Source organism: Skermanella pratensis (assembly GCF_008843145.1).
Classification (GTDB): Bacteria; Pseudomonadota; Alphaproteobacteria; order Azospirillales; family Azospirillaceae; genus Skermanella; species Skermanella pratensis.
In genome coordinates this window covers 3758804-3775689 of record NZ_CP030265.1, presented here as the reverse complement: position 1 = coordinate 3775689, position 16886 = coordinate 3758804, and the positions used below count along the sequence as shown (strand labels likewise).

Genomic DNA, 16886 nt, shown 5'->3' with positions numbered 1-16886 from the left:
GGTCACGTGACGACGATCGGACCCGCCCGGAGGCGGGTCAGTCGTCCCTATGGTTCCCCCGGTCCACCGCCTGGTCGCGCCGGCTTCGCCGGCCATAGAAGATGACCGCCATCAGACCGATGCCGAGCGCCATCGTGGCGGCGACGGCAAGTGCCGCCGCCCAGCCGGCGGTCAGGCTTACCCCCGCATGATCGCCGAAGACCCAGAACAATCCGATCGCTGCAAGGGCAAGACCAACGCAGCAGACAGCCGGCCAGACAAACCTGCGTTCCATCGTTTCCTCCCCCATCGCTTCCTCCCCCATCGGTTCCTGCCAAGGAGATCCCGCGAGGCTCGTTCTTCTCAACAACCCGCGTCCGGCATGGTCTCGACGGCAGGTCGGCCTTTCGGGGCGCCTTCATCCCGGTGCCCGATCAGGAACAAAGAGAAACAGCGGCGGTTGTCACGGCAGGCCGGCGTCGCCCCCGATCGGCGCCGGACATGTTCCGCTGTCTTCGAGAGGGTGTTGGTCGATGCCGAAAGTGCTGGTGCTGTATTATTCGAGCTATGGTCATGTCGAGCAGATGGCGAACGCCATTGCCGAGGGAGCCCGGTCGGTGCCGGGCACGGAGGTCGCCGTCAAGCGGGTGCCGGAACTCGTTCCCGAGGACGTCGCCCGCGCCGCCCACATGAAGCTGGACCAGGCAGCGCCCATTGCCAGCCCGGACGAGCTCGGCGCATACGACGCCATCATCGTCGGCACGCCCACCCGCTATGGCCGCATCACGTCCCAGATGGCGAACTTCTGGGACCAGACCGGCGGCCTGTGGGTCAAGGGGGCGCTGGTCGGCAAGGTCGGCAGCGCCTTCACCAGCACCGCCTCCCAGCATGGCGGGCAGGAAACCACCCTGTTCTCGATCATCACCAACCTGATGCACCACGGCATGATCATCGTGGGACTGCCCTACAGCTTCCCCGGACAGACGCGGCTGGACGAGGTCAGCGGCGGAACGCCCTATGGCGCCAGCACCCTGGCCGGCGGCGACGGGTCGCGTCAGCCCAGCCGGAACGAGCTGGATGGAGCCCGCTTCCAGGGCCGGCACGTCGCCGAGATCGCCGCCAGGCTTTCCGGCACGGCGGCCGAGGGCGGTCCCGTGGCCCCGGACATGCACACCCCGGCGAACGAGGTCGGCGGGACCGCCGGCCAGCCCTGATCTTTGGCCGGCAGCCGGCTAATAGCAGGCGGCTCCCGTGACCATGTCATTCGCCATGTTCGTGATGATGATCCGCCGGGGCGGCACGAATTGCTGCATCGAGATGCCTTCGCCGGGCGCGACCACGGTACAGTCCTCGCCGAACGCCTGCCGGGCCGTCTCGATGAAGGTGTCCACCGTCAGCGCCTGGTCCAGCAGATCCGCCAGGACCGCCTGCCAGCATCGCGCATATCCGTCATCCGCGGGACGGGAAGGCGTGTCCGTCCCGCTACCCCAACCCGGCCGAACCGGGAAATTCCAATCGAAGGGGGCATCCGCCGTGGCGGGCTGCAAAAGGTCCGTCATGGGTCACCGGATAATCTGCGATTTCTCCTCATGCCAACATGTCGAACCTGATGTTGTTTCAACCGACTTTGGTACAGCCCCTAATTCCTTTCTCGGGAGCGCCGGGGTGGCCAGCCGACCATGAGCAGGAGATGGCGATGATCGATGTCGACCAATTGGTCGAAACCCTGCGAGGCCATTTCGGCGTTGCCGGCGATGCCGTGAGCGATGCCTTGGCATCGCTCGACGGCGATCACCTCGAGATTCTGACCCGTAACCTCGACCCCGACGAAGTGGTCCGCATGCTGGAGGCCGCCGGGGTGGAGGCCGAGGAACTGCCGCCCGGCCAGCTCGCCGACGTGCTCGAAACCCTGGCCGAGGCGATCAGCGAGGTGGCCGACGAGACAGGCGGCCGCAAACCGGCCTCCACGGGAGCCGAGGGAGCGTGATGGCCGCGGAGAAACTGCCCGAACCCAAGGCGGAGGAGATCGACAAGAGCTTCGAGGAAGCCGACGACGATACCCGGACCCCGGAGGAACGGGCCGCGGCGATCATCAACCACGCGACCGCGCAGGCCGCCTTCTGGGGGGCATGGCCCGCCGTCTCCTGGGTCGCCCTCGTGATGATCAACATGACGATGATCGTGTTCATCGGCCGGGCCTACGGCCATCTGTGGGACAAGGCCAAGGCCAAGGGATTGCTGTTTCAGATCCTGAGGGGAATGGGGCTTTCGACCGGCCTGCTGCTCGCGGGCGGCAAGTTCGTCAACGACGCCCTCAAGCTCACCGGCCTGGGGACGATCCCGGCCATGGCGGCGGACGCGGTTCTGTGCGGGGCCGTGACCTATGCGGTGGGCCACACGGCCGAGGCCTATTTCAAGCAGGACGGCCGGATAAGCAAGCAGGCCCTGAAGGCGGCGTTCAAGGAACAGTACCGCCAGGCGAAGCAGAGAATGAAGGAGGCGCCGCCGGCCGGCACCTGATCATGATCCGCGATCCCGGGGTAGCCGATCCGGTCACCGCCCCTAATGAGCACTGGTGCATCGGGACCAGTGCTGTAGAATGAAGTTCATGTTTTGTTCTTTGCGGAAGCAGAGAGTCCTCGGTGGCGATCGTTCGAACGAGGGGGGAAACAATGAAGACGGGGATCGACGAGGCGGAACTGGACAAGCGCCTCGCAACGCTTGAAACGGTGCGGGCCTGGAGCCCGCGGGTCATGTCGAAGCTCGAAGGATTCCTGCGGACGGCGGACGACCGGGACCTCTACCGGATCAACCCGCTGGCGTTCGGCGCCGAACGGGGCATCGCCGAGCGGGAAGCCATCGACCTGTTCCTTCACGCGTCCTCGCTCGGCCTGTTCGAGATGGACTGGCTCCTGGTCTGCCCGATGTGCGCCTGCATCGTCGAGAGCTTCGGCAGCCTGCGCACGCTCGAAAAACACTATCGCTGCGCCCTGTGCCGTACCGATTACGAAGCTGTCCTGGACGACTACATCACCGTCACCTTCACGGTCTGCGCCAATGTCCGCCGGATCAGGTTCCATGATCCGGACCGCCTGCCGGCACGGGATTACTGCTTCGAATGCCGCGTCACGCTCGACGGCGTGACGCCGGACGGGGAACCCTGGATCGCCCACTTCGCCGATGCGACCCCGGAGGTTCGTTTCATACCGCCGCACGCGGTCGAGCGGATCGAGATCGACGTGCAGGAGGGAACCCTGCTGGGGTGGGACTTCGATGCCGACGACGGCTTCGAATTCACCGTCGCCAAGGACGCGCCGCCCGCGCCGCGACCGCTCACCCTGAACTATCAGGACAGATCGTGCGCGCCGGCATCGGGCCGGATAGCTCCCGGCAGGATCGTGCTGGAGATCCGGAACGCCTCGGCTCGGCGCCGCCTGTTCGGCCTTACCCTGACTTCGCCGGGATTTTCCCACCCGGATATCCGGTTCAGGCCGTTCCTCACCGGCAAGCGGCTGCTGACCACGCAGACCTTCCGCACCCTGTTCAGGTCCGAACTGATCCGGGCGACAGAGGGGATCGGCGTCAAGGACATAACCCTGCTGTTCACCGACCTGAAGAGTTCCACGGCCCTGTACGACAGGATCGGCGACCTCAGCGCCTTTTCCCTGGTGCAGCAGCATTTCGACCGGATTCAGGACGTGTCCGTCGCCAACGGCGGCACCGTGATCAAGACCATCGGCGATGCCGTCATGGCGGCCTTCCTGAACCCGCGCGATGCGGTCAGCGCCGCGGTCGCCATGCTCGACGAGATGGACAGGTTCAACCGCGACCATATCGACCGGCCGCTGATCCTCAAGATCGGGCTGCACAAGGGGGCGTCGATCGCGGTCACGTCGAACAACCAGCTCGATTACTTCGGCCAGGCGGTGAACATCGCGGCGCGGGTGCAGAGCCTTGCCCAGGCAGAGGAGATTTACCTGACCGGGGACGTCCATGACTATCCCGGCGTCGGGGAACTGCTGGAACCCTTCGCCGTCGAACGCCGAATGGCCCAGTTGAAGGGCGTCAACCTGGAGATGCCGGTCTTCCGGGTGGCGGGAGGCGAGCGGCGCCAGACAACAGGTAGCTGACCCCGTCAGCCCGGCTCCGGCCGACAACCGACTCATCAGAACCGGCGTGCCGGACCGTCAGGCTTCTCCGACGATCAGGATCTCCAGCCGGCGCGGACCGTGGACGCCTTCGACCCGGTTCAGTTCGATGTCCGAGGTCGCCGACGGTCCCGACATGAAGGTCAAGGGGCGGGGCAGGGAGCCGCGCAGCGCCCCGATGGCTTCGGGCACCGACCCGACGATCCGTTCGACCGGAACGATGCAGACATGGAAATCGGGCAGCAGGGTGATCGCCCGGCGCCCCTGTTCCGCCCCGGCATCCAGCACGATGGTCCCTGTCTCGGCGATGGCGATGGCACAGCCGGTGACCACGCCGACGACGGCGTCCAGCTCGCGGTGGCTCAGGTTTCCATCATCCCGCACGAAATCGGCCGGCAGCCAGGACTCCGCCAGATCGGACGGCACGACGAAACGCCCCTGAAGCCGCCGGATCGCCTCCGTTGCCCCGGCGGCATCGACCCGCCGCACGGTCGCCTTGTAGGCCTCGGCCCGCTCGGCGAAGCGGTCGGCCAGGGCGGCGCCCGACAGGTCGGAGGTCTTCCGGTAGCCGCGGGCGACCGCGACCTCCCCGGCGGGATCGCCGGCCAGGGCTCCCCTGATGCGGCCCAGGATCTCCTCGCGCGCGGCGCTCACCGGCGTGTCCTCCACCAGTCGCGGAAACTCTGGCCGGGGATGGCGGGCAGGTCGCGGGCCCTGGTCCACTGGCGCACCGGACCCAGCCCGCCCGTGATGTAGCCGTCGCTGACGAACGGCCGCTGCGCCACCCGCGCGATCTTCTGCGCCGTCTCCAGCAGGCCGGGATTGTCGAACATCCGGATCGCGGCCCCCATGGCCAGCTTCTCCATGTTGAATCCGCTTCGGGCGACCGCGCGGGTGCGCAGATGCACCAGCACCTCGGGGATGTTGATCTTGACCGGGCAGACCTCGTAGCAGGCGCCGCACAGCGTCGAGGCGAAGGGGAGCGAGGCCGCCTCGTCCATCCCGTGGAGCTGGGGCGTCAGGATCGCGCCGATCGGCCCCTGGTACTCGGAATGATAGGCATGGCCGCCCGTCCGGGCATAGACGGGGCAGACGTTCAGGCACGCGCTGCACCGGATGCAGTTGAGCGTCTGCCGCCCGGTCCTGTCGGCCAGCACGTCGGTGCGGCGGTTGTCGAGCAGCACGAGGTGGAATTCCTGCGGGCCATCCCCCGGCGTGACACCGGTCCACAGCGAGTTGTAGGGGTTCATCCGCTCGCCGGTGGAGGAGCGCGGCAGGAGCTGGAGGAAGACTTCCATGTCCTCCCAGGTCGGGACCAGCTTCTCGATCCCCATCACGCTGACCAGGACCTTGGGCAGCGTCAGGCACATGCGCCCGTTCCCCTCCGACTCCACGACGCAGATCGTGCCCGTGTCGCAGATGCCGAAATTGGCTCCGCTGACCGCCATGGGCACGGTCAGGAACTTCTCGCGCAGATATGTGCGCGCCGCGGCGGTCAGGTCGGACGGGCGGTCCGACAGCTCGGCCAGTCCCAGTTTCCGCATGAACAGTTCGCGGATTTCCGCCCGGTTGCGGTGGATCGCGGGCACCAGGATATGGGAGGAGACGTCGTCGCCCAGCTGGATGATCAGCTCGGCAAGGTCGGTCTCGAACGGCCGGATGCCGGCCGCCTCCAGCGCCTCGTTCAGCTTGATCTCCTCGGTCGTGATCGACTTGACCTTGATCACCTCCTTGACGGAGTGGCGGTTGGCGATCTCGGTGACGATGCGCGTGGCCTCGGCACCGTCGCGCGCCCAGTGGACCTGCCCGCCGGCCTTGGTCACCGCCTCCTCCAGCTGGACCAGGTAACGGTCCAGGTTGCGCAGCGTGTGCTCCTTCAGGGAGCGGCCGGCCTCGCGCAGCTCCTCCCAGTCCTGCACTTCGGCGACCACGGCGGCGCGCTTGGTGCGGATCGTCTGGGTGGCGTTGCCGATGTTGCGCCGGAGCTGGGTGTCGGCGACCGCGCGCTTCGCCAGCTGCGGGAAGGTGTGCGGCTCAGCGGCGCTCGCCATGGATGAAGTCCTTTTCCGTTGAAGCCAGGATTTCCGCCAGATGGACGGTCCGCACGCCGCTGCGCAGCCGGTGCAGCCCGCCGCCGATATGCATCAGGCACGAACTGTCCAGGGCGGTGCAGATCTCCGCCCGGGTGCCCAGCACCGACCGCATCTTGTCCGACAGCATGGCGACCGAGGTGTCCTCGTTCTTGACCGCGAAGGTGCCGCCGAAGCCGCAGCATTCCAGCGCGTCCGGCAGCTCCACGAGGTCGAGGCCGCGCACCTTGGCGAGCAGCCTCATCGGCGCTTCCCCGACTTTCAGGGCGCGCAGCGAGTTGCAGGTCGGGTGGTAGGTGACGCGGCGGGGATAATAGGCCCCGACGTCGTCGATCCCGAGCCGCTCGACCAGGAACTGCGACAGCTCGAACACCCGCGGCACCAGCTCGGCCACATCGCGCTTCAAAGCCTCGTCGCCGGTGTCGGCCAGGGTGCGGAGCCAGGCGGTGCGGATGTTCGAAACGCAGGACGACGAGGGCGAGACGATCACCTCGGCATCCCGGAACGACTTGACGAAACGCCTGATCAGCGGGATGGCCTCGTCGCCATAGCCCGTGTTGGAGTGCATCTGACCGCAGCAGGTCTGATCCTCCGGGAACTCGACGGTATGGCCCAGCCGCTCCAGCAGGCGGACGGTGGCGATGCCGGTCTGCGGGAACAGGGTGTCATTGTAGCAGGTGATGAACAGCGCGACGCGCACGGGCGGCTCCGATCCGGGTAGTCGTATGATGTGAACACCTGAACCGGCCGGCCGTTACGCCGCCTTTCCGTCATCGCCCCCGTCAATGCAGCCGATTGGGCTTCAGGAAGCGGCTGCGGTCGGCGGAGCCGACGCGGAGATCGAACACGTCGCCTTCGCGCTCCACGGTGAGAGGCACGTCGATTCCCGCGGGGCCGAGCGACCACAGGGACCGGTAGAACCCGGCGAGCGACTGGATCGGCTTGCCCGCGATGGCGCACATGATGTCGCCGGCGCGAAGCTCCGCCCGCCGCGCCGGGCCGTCGCCCGCCAGTCCGGCCAGGACGACGCGGTCGCGCTCGTCCTCGGTGGCGTAGAGCCCGAGCCAGGGCCGGGAGGGTCCGCTGGAGCGGCCGAGCCTCAGAAGATCGTCCAAGATCGGCTTCAGCAGGTCGATCGGCACGCTCATGTTGAGCGGAACGAGGCGCCCGCCGGGGTCACGGGACTGCAACTGGAGAGACCCGATGCCGAGCAGTTCGCCCTGCGCTCCGAGAAGCGCCGTGCCGCCCCAGTTCGGGTGCGCGGGTACCGTGAAGATGGCGTCGTCGAGCAGGTATTCCCAGTAACCGGCGAACTCCTGCCGCGCCGCCACCCGCGCCTCCAGGGAGTGAACCCGGCCGCCGGCCCCGCCGACCACCACATGCTCGCCGACCGTCGCAAGGCGGGAGTTCCCCAGGGACAGAGCCGGCACGCCCAGCGGCGACAGCGCCTGGACGATGCCGAAACCGCTGTCGTAGTCGTAGGCAAGGACATGTCCCTTGACGGCGCGGCCGCCATTGGTCGTGAGCCATATCTCCTCGGCCTCGGCGATCAGGTAGCCGATGGTCAGCACCAGGCCGTCCTCGCGGATCACGGCACCCTGGCCCGCCCGCTGCGTCCCCAAGGTTTCGGCGGTGAAGGCATCGGCGGGAACACTTGCCCGCAGGGACACCACCGATGACAGGACGCGATCCAAATCAAAGGCTACCGCACCGGGATCCGGCTGGAATTCGGGGGGGATCTGCCAGTCATCGGATGATGGCATCGGAAAGCCTCCTTCGAGAGAACCCTGTATGAACGTGGTCCACACCGGTAGATAAGGTCCGGTCGGTCCTTCGAACAGGGAGAAGGGACAATCAGGCGGGCCAGCCGCAGGCGGCGGCGAATTTTTCGCGGACGGCACCGAACCCCGCGAGATCGAATTCGGCTTCATGCAGGATGCCCTGCCTGTCCTTCGCCCGCACGAACAGCCGGCCTCCGTCCGGCAGCTGCTTGAGGAATGTGACGGCTTCGCCGCGCAGCGACACGTCCGTGGTTCCGCCCAGTTCGTTCCATCGCCGCTCCTGGCCGCGATGCTGGACCCAGCGGCGCTCCACCGTTTGGTCCCGGACCGCCTCCTGGTTCAGCGCCAGGAATTCCAGCACCAGGGCGGTGCCCGCGGGATAGCGTGCGAAATCGGGGACTCCGAGCAGCAGCTCGGTCTTCCCCTGCCTGCAATGCATGGCGAAAGACATCTCGCGCCCTCCGGAGGATTCCGCGGAAAGCAGGGTGGCGCTGACCTGCCGGCTGTAGTCCACGGGGGAGGCGGTTTCGCTGATGACCCAGTCGGCGGCCCCCGTCCGGGGGGTATCGGCGGCGGTCTGCGCCGATGCCGGCCCGATGGCGGACAGCAGCAAGGCCGCCGCCAGGATGCAATGCCCCAATCTCTTCCGTCGATCCGGACCGGCGGACCGCGGGAATTTTCTGTCGGCAGGCGGGGTCGTCATCGCGGCAGGCTGCTTTCCTGGGCCGGTCCGGACTTGTCCAGCCATTCCTGCGCTGCGCGGTAGCGCTCCAGCCCGGGCACCCTGGACGCAAGGTTGACGTTCTTCCACTTCGGATCGAACCCCGGACCCTGAAGGGTCGGCATGCGGCTGAACAGGTGGTCGACGAAGCGGGCCATCCGCCGATAGCGGTCGGAGCTTCGCGGCCAGTTGTAGGCGGCCAGGAAGGTCGGGACGGCTATGGTCGTGATCTGGCTGCCTTCGGGGATCAGGCTCGGATAGTCGGACGGCTCCAGCCGCGACGGAAGATAGTAATCCTCGAATTTCCTGTCGTACTCGACCGGCATGAACTTGAATCCCGGCTCCCATCGGCCCTTGAGGAAGGCATCGACCGGCTTGGAGGTGATGAAAACGACCGCGGCCATGTCGCCGGTGCCGTTGCGCATCTGCTCCAGCGCCACCGGGTGGGGAATGAACGTCTTGTCGACGTCGAGGCCCAGCCGCGTGAATATCAGCGGTCCCGAATAGGCTGCCGCGGTGCCGAGGGTGTTGAAGTTGACCTTCTTGCCCTTGAGGTCGTCGAGCGACTGGATTTCCGGCCGCACGAACACATGCAGTTCCGAGGGAAACAGGTTCAGCACGTAGGTGATCTGCTGCTGGATGTTCGGCACCTGGGCCTTGTATTCCTCGATCACATCCGTGTTGATGATGGCCATGTCCACCCCCCGGAGATAGAGGAGGGAGTTCACGTTCTCGGTCGGGCCCCGCGTGACGATCGGCAGGACATGGGCATTGTCGCCATCGTCCACGATGCGCGCGATCTCCGACGCCAGACGGAGCGGCGCCCCTTCCAGCTGCCCGCCGGCCAGGCCGACGGTCCAGGCGTTGATCCGCTCCGCCGGGGACTGCCCTCCCTTGCGGAGGGGGGCCGCCGCCGTCCCGGGGGTTTCCCGCGGCTGCTGCGCCATGGCTTCCTGCGGGACGAGCATGCCGGTCGCGACGGCAACGGCAAATCTGGCCGCGATCAGTAGGGATTTACCGGTATTCAGCATCAGGACGGTGTCCGTATCGGGGGAGACTGCCCCAGGAGAGCAGCCGTCCCCGCATAAGGGAAAGGCAATTCCGATTATGATCGATAGGGCAGGATAGGGAGGGGTGCATCGTGGCACCTCTGACGATCGGCCAGGGTCGGTACCAGGGATGCCCCACGATTCCGTGGCCCCGGAATGCTAAGGTCGGAGAAAAGCATAACCTTCCGGAGCGCCCGCCCATGTCGATCGCCTTGTCCCGCCGCCGGTTCGTCCACCTCACAGGCATCGCAGCCGCGGCGTCCCTGCTGCCCGTCGCCGCCATGTCGGCACCGGTGACGTTGAGGGTGGGCTACATCCCCATCATTCCCATGACCCAGCTCTTCGTGATGGAAGGGGAGGGCTGGACCGGAAAGGCGGGCCTCAAGCTGGAACTGACCCAGTTCTCGTCGGGTCCCGCCATGGTCCAAGCCCTGGCGTCCGGCAGCCTGGACGTGGCCTATGTCGGGATCGGGCCCGCCATGGTCGCCCGCTCGCGGGGCATCGACATCAAGGTGCTCGCGTCGAACATCATCGATCAGGTGGCGCTGATCGGCCGCGGCCCCTTCGCGGAAATGATGGCGGCGGCGCCCTCGGCTGCGGAGGGATTCAAGGATTTCTACGAGCGGGCGGGGCGCCCGGCCAAGATCGCCACGCTGCCGACGGGGTCGGTGCCGGACACGGTTCTGCGATATTACCTGAACCGCGTCGCCCAGGCCGATCCCGGGCATGTCGAGATCGTCGGCGTCGGCGAGGACCAGGTGCAGCAGGCCCTGCTCGCCGGTGCGGTCGAGGGCGCCTCGATACTGGAGCCGATCCTGACGATCGTGCAGGAACGCGACCCGACGGCCCGCATCGTCGCCCAGGCGAGCGCCATGCTGCCGCGCCAGCCGGGCGCCGTGCTGGCGGTGCGCGAGACCGTCATCTCCGCCCACCGGGACGCCGTCGCGACGCTGGTCGAACTTCACGTCCGCGCGACCGACTTCGCCCGAACCCGGCAGGACCGGGCGGCCGACCACGTCACCGCCTTCGTCGGCAAGGGGCTGGTGGAACCGCGGATCATCGACAAGGCGCTGCGGTCCCCCAGCACCAACCTGGTCGCCGACCCCCATGTCATCCGTGAAGCCACGGCCGTGCTCCAGGACTTCCAGCAGACCCTGGGCACCCAGGTGAAGCCGGTCAACCTGGACGAACTGTTCGACTACAGCTTCTACGACGCGGTCCCGAAGGCCGGATGAAAAGAGAAGGGGAGGTGCCGACCGGCACCTCCCCCTGCGTCATGCGCCAGGCCGAATAGCAGCCTCAGTCGCGGGCCATCTCGCCGTCGACGCGGCGCCACAGGTTCAGCGGGTTGCCGTCCTTCAAAGCTTCCGGCAGCAGGCCGGCCGGAACGTCCTGGTAGCAGACCGGGCGCAGGAAGCGCCGGATCGCCAGCGTCCCGACCGAGGTGCTGCGGCCGTCCGCAGTGGACGGGAAGGGGCCGCCATGGACCATGGCGTGGCTGACGTCCACGCCGGTCGGCCAGCCGTTGAACAGCACGCGGCCCGCCTTGCGCTCCAGGACCGGCAGCAGCGTCCGGGCGGCGTCGAGATCGCCCTCGTCGGCCTGGACCGTGGCGGTCAGCTGGCCTTCCAGATGCTCCGCGACGGTGCGCACCGCCTCCATGTCCGGGCAGCGGATCACCAGGGAGGAGGCGCCGAACACCTCTTCCTGAAGGTCCGTCTCGGACAGGAAGCTGGCGGCGTCGGTCTCGAACACGGCGGTCTGGCACTGGTTCGGGCCGGCGCAGGCCTGGCCGCGGGCCAGCGGGCGAACCTTCGAATTGCCCGAAAGCTTCCGCACGCCCTCGTCATAGGCGGCGAAGATGCCGGGCGTCAGCATGGTCGAGGCTGCGCTGTTGCCCACTTCCGCCTTGGCCGTTTCCAGGAAACGGTCGAGGTCCGGGCCATCCAGCGCCAGCACGATGCCGGGGTTGGTGCAGAACTGGCCGGCGCCCAGGTTGAGCGAGGCGACATAGCCCTTGCCCAGCGCCTCGGCACGCGATGACAGCGCCGCCGGCATCAGGAACACCGGGTTGATGCTGCTCATCTCGGCATAGACCGGGATCGGCTCGCGGCGCGCCGCCGCGACGCTCACCAGGGCCATGCCGCCCCGGCGCGATCCGGTGAAGCCCACGGCCTTGATCCGCCAATCCGAGACCAAGGCGGTGCCGACCGAGTTGCCGGCGCCGAACACCATGGAGAAGACGCCTTCCGGCAGCCCGCACTCCGCGACCGCCGCCTGGACGGCCCGGCCGACCAGTTCCGACGTGCCGGGATGGGCCGAGTGGGCCTTGACGATCACCGGGCAGCCCGCGGCCAGCGCCGAGGCGGTGTCTCCGCCCGCGACCGAGAAGGCGAGCGGGAAGTTGCTGGCCCCGAAGACGGCGACCGGGCCGAGCGGGATGTGGCGCTGGCGCTGGTCGGGGCGCGGCAGGGGCTTGCGCTCGGGCAGGGCGGGGTCGATCCGGGCCTCGATCCAGCCGCCCTCGCGGACGACCCCGGCGAACAGGCGGAGCTGGCCGACGGTGCGGCCGCGTTCGCCTTCGATCCGGCCGCGCGGCAGGCCGCTTTCGGCGGAGGCCCGCTCGACCAGTTCGTCACCCAGGTCCATGATCTTCTGGGCCACGGTCTCCAGGAAGGTCGCGCGGGCTTCCAGGCCGGTTTCCCGATAGGTGTCGAAGGCGGCCCAGGCCAACTCGCAGGCCTGGCGGACCTCGGCTTCGCCGCCGCCGCCGAAGGCCGGCTCCATCTTCTCCCCGCTGCTGGGGTTCACCGCATAGAACGTGGTTTCGCGACCGCGCACGGACTTGGCGCCGATCAGCATGTCACCGGTGATCTTCATGTTCGACTAACTCCTCTGGAACCGTTTCTCGGGACCCCGTCCGTCCTCAGCGTGCCCAGCGGAGGACGAGCGGATCGAGACGCCGGGCGGTTTCGATCAGCCCGGCGCGGGTTTTCGGGTGCAACGGCTGAAGCGGGTGGCGGACCGCTTCGGACTTGATGACGCCGCCTTCCTTCATGAGAACCTTGGCCGCGATCAGGCCGGCCTGGCGGTTCTCGTAGTTGATCAGCGGCAGCCAGCGGCCATAGGCTTCGACCGCTTCCTCGCGGCGTCCGGCTTCGTACGGATCCATGATCTGCCGGATGCCGTCCGGATAGCCCCCGCCCGTCATGGCGCCGGTCGCACCCGCATCGAGATCGGCGAGCAGCGTGATCGCCTCCTCGCCGTCCCAAGGCCCCTCGATCGCGTCGCCGCCCAGCTCGATCAGGGTGCGGAGCTTGGCGGCGGCCTGCGGGACCTCGACCTTGAAATAGGAAACGTTTTCGATTTCGCGAGCCATCCGGGCGAGAAATGCCGCGGAAAGCGGTGTTCCGGCCACCGGCGCGTCCTGGACCATGATCGGGATGTCGATCGCTTCGGACACGCGCTGGTAGAATTGGAAGATCGATTCCTCCGGCACCCGAAACGTGGCGCCATGGTAGGGCGGCATGATCATGACCATGGCCGCTCCCGCCTCCTGGGCGCGCCGGCTGCGCTCGGCGCAGATGGACGTGCCGAAATGGGTCGTCGTCACGATGATCGGCACGCGGCCGGCGACATGCTCTAGGACGGCGTCCTGGACACGCTCCCGCTCCGCATCGGTCAGCACGAACTGCTCGGAGAAGTTGGCCAGGATGCAGATGCCGTGGGAGCCGGCGTCGATCATGAAGTCGATGCACCGGCGCTGGCCGTCCAGGTCCAGGTCGCCCGAGTCCGTGAACACCGTCGGCGCCACCGGAAAAACGCCTCGGAAGCGCGGCTGTCCTTGTGCTGTCATGATTGCGGGTCCTTGTCGATGGGTCCGGCCCTCAACGGGCCCGGACGGTCACTCCGTTCATCTGCCCAAGTACATCGAACAGATGAGGCACATATTTGTCGCCATGCCCCAGGTTGGTGGCAAGAACGTAGGTCTGGTGGACGGCCTGCGCCGCAAAGGCCGTGGCGGGCGCGGACTCGGCCAGGCGGGTATAGGACCGCATGTCCTTCACGGCGTTCCGCAGGGTGAACTTCTGTCCGGAATCGTCGCCTTCCAGGACGAAGGGAACGATCCGGTCGAAGGTGCGGCTGTGCGCGCCGCTGAGCCGGCAGAGATCTGCGAACGCCTCCAGGTCCAGCCCGACCTTGGCGGCGGTGCAGAACGCCTCGGCGAGCAGGACGGCGGTGCCCTGGGCGATGAAGTTGTGGATCAGCTTCGCGCGATATCCCGATCCCAGCGGCCCGACATGGTGGATGGTCTCGGAATAGGTTTCGAGCACCGGGCGCACGTCCTCCAGCGTCGCGGCATCGCCGCCGGCCAGCACGTTGAGCCGGCCTTCCGCCGCCTCCTTGGGCGTCCGGTTGACGGGAGCATCCATGAATCGGCCGCCGCGCGCCGTGACGGCCGCCTCGGCCTCGGCGGCGAACTCGGGATCGCCCGTGCTGCTGTCGATCACGGTCAGGCCGGCGTGCACGCCTTCCAGCAGGCCGCCTTCCCGGAACAGGACGTCGCGGACCTGGGGCGTCCCGGTGACGCAGACGATCACCACGTCCGAATTGCGCGCCAGTTCGGCGGCACTCGCCGCCTCGGCGGCGCCTTCGGCCAGCAGCTCTTCCAGGGGCTGGCGGTTGCGGTGGGCCAGGACGGTGACGGGGAAACCCTTGCGCAGGATGTTCCGCGCGATCCCCGTGCCCATCAGCCCGAGACCGATGAAGCCGACCCGTGTTGTCTTGCTCATATCTGGGCCTCCCTCTTCTGATTGGAATTCGTTGCCTGCCCCGCGACCGGGGTCGGGATGCCGCGCCTGGGCTCGACGTTCCGGGCCGGCGGTATCGGACGGCCCGGCCAGCGCAGGAAGCTGGTGTCGAGTTGCGACAGGTCGGCGCAGCCGAGCAGGCCGACCACCCGGTCCACCTCGGTCTTCAGGATGTCGATCGCGTGGGCGACCCCCGCCTCGCCGCCGGCAGCGAGGCCGTATGTCGTGGCGCGGCCGAGCAGCACGGCGTCAGCTCCCAGCGCCCGCGCCTTGACGATGTCGGAACCCCGGCGGAAGCCGCCGTCCAGCATCACCGCCAGCCGGCCGCCCACCTCGGACGCCACCTCCGGCAGGACCTCCATGGTCGAGACGGCCCCGTCCAGCTGCCGGCCGCCATGGTTGGACAGCACGATGCCGTCGGCCCCGCACTCCGCCGCCAGGGCGGCGTCCTCGACCGTCATGACGCCCTTGACGATCAGCTTGCCCGGCCACAGGTCGCGCAGCCACCGTATGTCCGTCCAGTTGAGCGACGGGTCCAGCTCCTTGGCGATGGCGGTGGCCGCCCCGCGCACGCTGTCCTGTCCGGGCGGCAGCAGGTCGCCCAGGTTGGCGAAGCGCGGCACGCCGTTCGGCACCAGCACGTCGAGGATCCAGCGCGGATGGAGCGCCACGTCGAGGGTGTTGCGCAGGTTCAGCTTCAGGGGCCGGGCATAGTTGCGCCGGTCCCATTCGCGGTTGCCGAAGATCGCGCTGTCCGTGGTGACCACCAGCGCTTCCAGGCCGGCCGCCTTGGCCCGCTCCACCAGCTTGGCCGCGAAGGCGCGCGTCCGGTACAGGTAGAGCTGCATCCACACGCGCCCGCCGGCCCGTTCCGTCACCTCCTCCAGCCGCATGGTCGAGGCGTTGCTGAGGATGAAGGGGATGCCGGCCGCGGCGGCGGCGCGGGCGAGCGCCAGGTCGCCTTCCTTGGCGAGCAGGCCGCTGAAGCCCGTCGGACCGATCATGAAGGGCGCCGCCGACGGCTTGCCGAACAGGTCGACCGCCTGGCCCCGGGCCGAGACGTCCACCAGGGTCCGCGGCACGAAGGCGATCTCCTCGAAGACCGAGCGGTTGCGCCGCAGGGTTACCTCGTCGTCCGATCCGCCCTCGACATACTCGAAGCAGAAGTTGGGAACGCGCCTGCGGGCGACGGCGCGCAGCTCGTCGATATTCTGCGCGCGCCGGAAGTCGGTTCCCTGGTAAAGCCGCCTTTTCATCCTAGTCTCCGAACGTCGGCCGTTACTTGCCGTCGCGCACCTTCTGGACCTCGGCCTGCATCTCCTGGACAAGCTCCGGGCCGATGCTCTGGACGTACTTGTCCGTCACCGGCTTGACTTTCTGGCGCATGCGGTCGATCTCGGACGCCGGCAGTTCGGTGATCTGCATGCCCTGGTCACGCAGGGTCTGCATCGACTTCTGGTTGGCCTCGCGCGAGACCTGGCGTTCGAAGAGGCCGGCTTCCGTGGCCGCCTCCTGGACGATGCGGCGCTCGTCCTCCGACAGCTTGTCCCAGACGCGCTTGCTGAAGATGGCGACCAGCGGGTTATAGACGTGGCTGGTGGTCGCCGCGTGCTTCTGCACCTCGTAGAACTTGCTGGTCTCGATCGAGGCGAACGGGTTCTCCTGGCCGTCCACGGTCCCGGTCTCCAGCGCGGTGTAGAGCTCCGGGAAGGGCAGGGGAACCGGGTTGGCGCCCAGCGCCGCGAAGGTGTCGATGAAGATCGGGATCTGGATCACGCGGACCTTCAGCCCCTCGATATCCTCCATCTTGTTGATCGGGCGCTTCGCGGTGCTGAGATTGCGGAAGCCGTGGTCCCAGTAGCCGAGGCCGATCAGTCCCTTCTCCGGCAGCATCCCAGCAGGCGGGTGCCGACCGGGCCGTCCATCACGGCGTCGACCTCGCGGTAGTCGTTGAAGAAGAACGGCAGGTCGAAGACCGAGAATTCCTTGACCAGGCCGGTGAGCAGGCCGGGGCTGACCAGCGTCATGTCCAGCACGCCGCCCTGGAGGGAGGAGATCACCTGCGCGTCGCCGCCGAGCTGGCCGCCGCCGAAGCCCCTCGCCTTCATCTTGCCGCCGCTCTTCTCCTCCAGCAGCTCGCCGAACTTCTTCACGCCGATCCCGTGCGGGTGGTCGTTGTTCTGGACGAAGGCGACCTTGAAGTTGCGCGACTGGATGTCCTGCGCCGCGGCGGCGCCGGCCGTGAACAGGGCGCCGGCCAGGGCGATGCCGGCCAGCACGGTCTTCAGGGAATGTTTCATCGGACGT

Annotated in this window: 19 protein-coding genes; 5 read left to right on the top strand and 14 right to left on the bottom strand. The window is 67.8% G+C overall.

Annotated elements, in window-relative coordinates; genetic code table 11:
* Positions 1 to 37: 37 nt before the first annotated feature.
* Entirely contained in the window at positions 38 to 274 is a 237-nt protein-coding gene (locus DPR14_RS17290; RefSeq protein WP_158046266.1) for a hypothetical protein, read from the bottom strand.
* A gap of 238 nt (positions 275 to 512) precedes the next feature.
* On the opposite strand from DPR14_RS17290, the gene wrbA reads away from it, so the two are divergent.
* Positions 513 to 1193, top strand: a complete 681-nt coding sequence (wrbA, locus tag DPR14_RS17285) for an NAD(P)H:quinone oxidoreductase (protein ID WP_158046265.1) — start codon at positions 513 to 515, stop codon at positions 1191 to 1193.
* A gap of 18 nt (positions 1194 to 1211) precedes the next feature.
* Here wrbA and DPR14_RS17280 read toward each other — a convergent pair whose 3' ends face one another.
* Positions 1212 to 1538 (bottom strand): hypothetical protein, encoded by a 327-nt coding sequence (locus tag DPR14_RS17280; RefSeq protein ID WP_158046264.1) that lies wholly within the window; start codon positions 1536 to 1538, stop codon positions 1212 to 1214.
* 137 nt (positions 1539 to 1675) lie between these two features.
* Between DPR14_RS17280 and DPR14_RS17275 the strand changes: the two genes are divergently transcribed.
* The 3 genes from DPR14_RS17275 to DPR14_RS17265 all read left to right on the top strand — a co-directional run bounded on the left by DPR14_RS17275 (position 1676) and on the right by DPR14_RS17265 (position 4109).
* Positions 1676 to 1966 carry a hypothetical protein gene (locus DPR14_RS17275; protein ID WP_158046263.1) on the top strand — a complete coding sequence of 97 codons (291 nt, stop codon included), beginning with the start codon at positions 1676 to 1678 and terminating at the stop codon, positions 1964 to 1966.
* Positions 1966 to 2499: a DUF697 domain-containing protein gene (locus DPR14_RS17270; protein ID WP_158046262.1), complete on the top strand. Its 534-nt coding sequence runs from the start codon at positions 1966 to 1968 to the stop codon at positions 2497 to 2499. The genes DPR14_RS17275 and DPR14_RS17270 overlap by 1 nt, the downstream gene beginning before the upstream one ends.
* Positions 2500 to 2651: 152 nt before the next feature.
* Positions 2652 to 4109: an adenylate/guanylate cyclase domain-containing protein gene (locus DPR14_RS17265; RefSeq protein ID WP_158046261.1), complete on the top strand. Its 1458-nt coding sequence runs from the start codon at positions 2652 to 2654 to the stop codon at positions 4107 to 4109.
* A 57-nt stretch (positions 4110 to 4166) separates the two neighbouring features.
* Here DPR14_RS17265 and DPR14_RS17260 read toward each other — a convergent pair whose 3' ends face one another.
* From DPR14_RS17260 to DPR14_RS17235, 6 genes are all read right to left on the bottom strand, one after another.
* Positions 4167 to 4781: a LutC/YkgG family protein gene (locus DPR14_RS17260; RefSeq protein WP_158046260.1), complete on the bottom strand. Its 615-nt coding sequence runs from the start codon at positions 4779 to 4781 to the stop codon at positions 4167 to 4169.
* Positions 4778 to 6178, bottom strand: coding sequence for a LutB/LldF family L-lactate oxidation iron-sulfur protein (locus tag DPR14_RS17255; protein WP_158046259.1), 1401 nt, complete (start codon positions 6176 to 6178; stop codon positions 4778 to 4780). Before DPR14_RS17255 ends, DPR14_RS17260 begins: the two co-directional genes overlap by 4 nt.
* On the bottom strand, positions 6162 to 6917 hold the full coding sequence (locus DPR14_RS17250) for a (Fe-S)-binding protein (protein ID WP_158046258.1): 756 nt from the start codon (positions 6915 to 6917) through the stop codon (positions 6162 to 6164). Before DPR14_RS17250 ends, DPR14_RS17255 begins: the two co-directional genes overlap by 17 nt.
* An 82-nt stretch (positions 6918 to 6999) precedes the next feature.
* Positions 7000 to 7980 (bottom strand): S1C family serine protease, encoded by a 981-nt coding sequence (locus DPR14_RS17245; RefSeq protein ID WP_158046257.1) that lies wholly within the window; start codon positions 7978 to 7980, stop codon positions 7000 to 7002.
* 91 nt (positions 7981 to 8071) lie between these two features.
* Positions 8072 to 8638, bottom strand: coding sequence for a hypothetical protein (locus tag DPR14_RS17240; RefSeq protein WP_158046256.1), 567 nt, complete (start codon positions 8636 to 8638; stop codon positions 8072 to 8074).
* Positions 8639 to 8697: 59 nt separating this feature from the next.
* Entirely contained in the window at positions 8698 to 9750 is a 1053-nt protein-coding gene (locus tag DPR14_RS17235) for a TAXI family TRAP transporter solute-binding subunit (protein ID WP_211103802.1), read from the bottom strand.
* 218 nt (positions 9751 to 9968) lie between these two features.
* Between DPR14_RS17235 and DPR14_RS17230 the strand changes: the two genes are divergently transcribed.
* Positions 9969 to 11003: an ABC transporter substrate-binding protein gene (locus DPR14_RS17230; RefSeq protein ID WP_158046255.1), complete on the top strand. Its 1035-nt coding sequence runs from the start codon at positions 9969 to 9971 to the stop codon at positions 11001 to 11003.
* A 64-nt stretch (positions 11004 to 11067) separates the two neighbouring features.
* Here the strand turns inward: DPR14_RS17230 and DPR14_RS17225 are convergent, their stop codons facing one another.
* The 6 genes from DPR14_RS17225 to dctP are packed head-to-tail and all read right to left on the bottom strand — an operon-like array spanning position 11068 to position 16879.
* Positions 11068 to 12648 (bottom strand): aldehyde dehydrogenase (NADP(+)), encoded by a 1581-nt coding sequence (locus DPR14_RS17225; protein WP_158046254.1) that lies wholly within the window; start codon positions 12646 to 12648, stop codon positions 11068 to 11070.
* 46 nt (positions 12649 to 12694) lie between these two features.
* Positions 12695 to 13624 (bottom strand): dihydrodipicolinate synthase family protein, encoded by a 930-nt coding sequence (locus tag DPR14_RS17220; RefSeq protein WP_158046253.1) that lies wholly within the window; start codon positions 13622 to 13624, stop codon positions 12695 to 12697.
* Between the two features lie 31 nt (positions 13625 to 13655).
* Positions 13656 to 14561, bottom strand: coding sequence for an NAD(P)-dependent oxidoreductase (locus DPR14_RS17215; RefSeq protein ID WP_158046252.1), 906 nt, complete (start codon positions 14559 to 14561; stop codon positions 13656 to 13658).
* The gene (locus tag DPR14_RS17210; RefSeq protein ID WP_158046251.1) at positions 14558 to 15835 is read right to left on the bottom strand and encodes an alpha-hydroxy acid oxidase; all 1278 of its coding nucleotides are present in this window, start codon (positions 15833 to 15835) and stop codon (positions 14558 to 14560) included. Before DPR14_RS17210 ends, DPR14_RS17215 begins: the two co-directional genes overlap by 4 nt.
* Before the next feature lie 22 nt (positions 15836 to 15857).
* Entirely contained in the window at positions 15858 to 16472 is a 615-nt protein-coding gene (locus DPR14_RS28755; RefSeq protein WP_211103801.1) for a DctP family TRAP transporter solute-binding subunit, read from the bottom strand.
* Entirely contained in the window at positions 16451 to 16879 is a 429-nt protein-coding gene (gene dctP, locus DPR14_RS28750) for a TRAP transporter substrate-binding protein DctP (protein ID WP_211103800.1), read from the bottom strand. The genes DPR14_RS28755 and dctP overlap by 22 nt, the downstream gene beginning before the upstream one ends.
* Positions 16880 to 16886 lie beyond the last annotated feature (7 nt).

Excerpts from the sequence above, each read along its gene's own strand:
- DPR14_RS17290 (WP_158046266.1), bottom strand. The coding sequence starts at position 274 with ATGGAACGCAGGTTTGTCTGGCCGGCTGTCTGCTGCGTTGGTCTTGCC.
- wrbA (WP_158046265.1), top strand. The coding sequence starts at position 513 with ATGCCGAAAGTGCTGGTGCTGTATTATTCGAGCTATGGTCATGTCGAG.
- DPR14_RS17280 (WP_158046264.1), bottom strand. The coding sequence starts at position 1,538 with ATGACGGACCTTTTGCAGCCCGCCACGGCGGATGCCCCCTTCGATTGG.
- DPR14_RS17275 (WP_158046263.1), top strand. The coding sequence starts at position 1,676 with ATGATCGATGTCGACCAATTGGTCGAAACCCTGCGAGGCCATTTCGGC.
- DPR14_RS17270 (WP_158046262.1), top strand. The coding sequence starts at position 1,966 with ATGGCCGCGGAGAAACTGCCCGAACCCAAGGCGGAGGAGATCGACAAG.
- DPR14_RS17265 (WP_158046261.1), top strand. The coding sequence starts at position 2,652 with ATGAAGACGGGGATCGACGAGGCGGAACTGGACAAGCGCCTCGCAACG.
- DPR14_RS17255 (WP_158046259.1), bottom strand. The coding sequence starts at position 6,178 with ATGGCGAGCGCCGCTGAGCCGCACACCTTCCCGCAGCTGGCGAAGCGC.
- DPR14_RS17245 (WP_158046257.1), bottom strand. The coding sequence starts at position 7,980 with ATGCCATCATCCGATGACTGGCAGATCCCCCCCGAATTCCAGCCGGAT.
- DPR14_RS17235 (WP_211103802.1), bottom strand. The coding sequence starts at position 9,750 with ATGCTGAATACCGGTAAATCCCTACTGATCGCGGCCAGATTTGCCGTT.
- DPR14_RS17230 (WP_158046255.1), top strand. The coding sequence starts at position 9,969 with ATGTCGATCGCCTTGTCCCGCCGCCGGTTCGTCCACCTCACAGGCATC.
- DPR14_RS17225 (WP_158046254.1), bottom strand. The coding sequence starts at position 12,648 with ATGAAGATCACCGGTGACATGCTGATCGGCGCCAAGTCCGTGCGCGGT.
- DPR14_RS17220 (WP_158046253.1), bottom strand. The coding sequence starts at position 13,624 with ATGACAGCACAAGGACAGCCGCGCTTCCGAGGCGTTTTTCCGGTGGCG.
- DPR14_RS17215 (WP_158046252.1), bottom strand. The coding sequence starts at position 14,561 with ATGAGCAAGACAACACGGGTCGGCTTCATCGGTCTCGGGCTGATGGGC.
- DPR14_RS17210 (WP_158046251.1), bottom strand. The coding sequence starts at position 15,835 with ATGAAAAGGCGGCTTTACCAGGGAACCGACTTCCGGCGCGCGCAGAAT.
- DPR14_RS28755 (WP_211103801.1), bottom strand. The coding sequence starts at position 16,472 with ATGCTGCCGGAGAAGGGACTGATCGGCCTCGGCTACTGGGACCACGGC.
- dctP (WP_211103800.1), bottom strand. The coding sequence starts at position 16,879 with ATGAAACATTCCCTGAAGACCGTGCTGGCCGGCATCGCCCTGGCCGGC.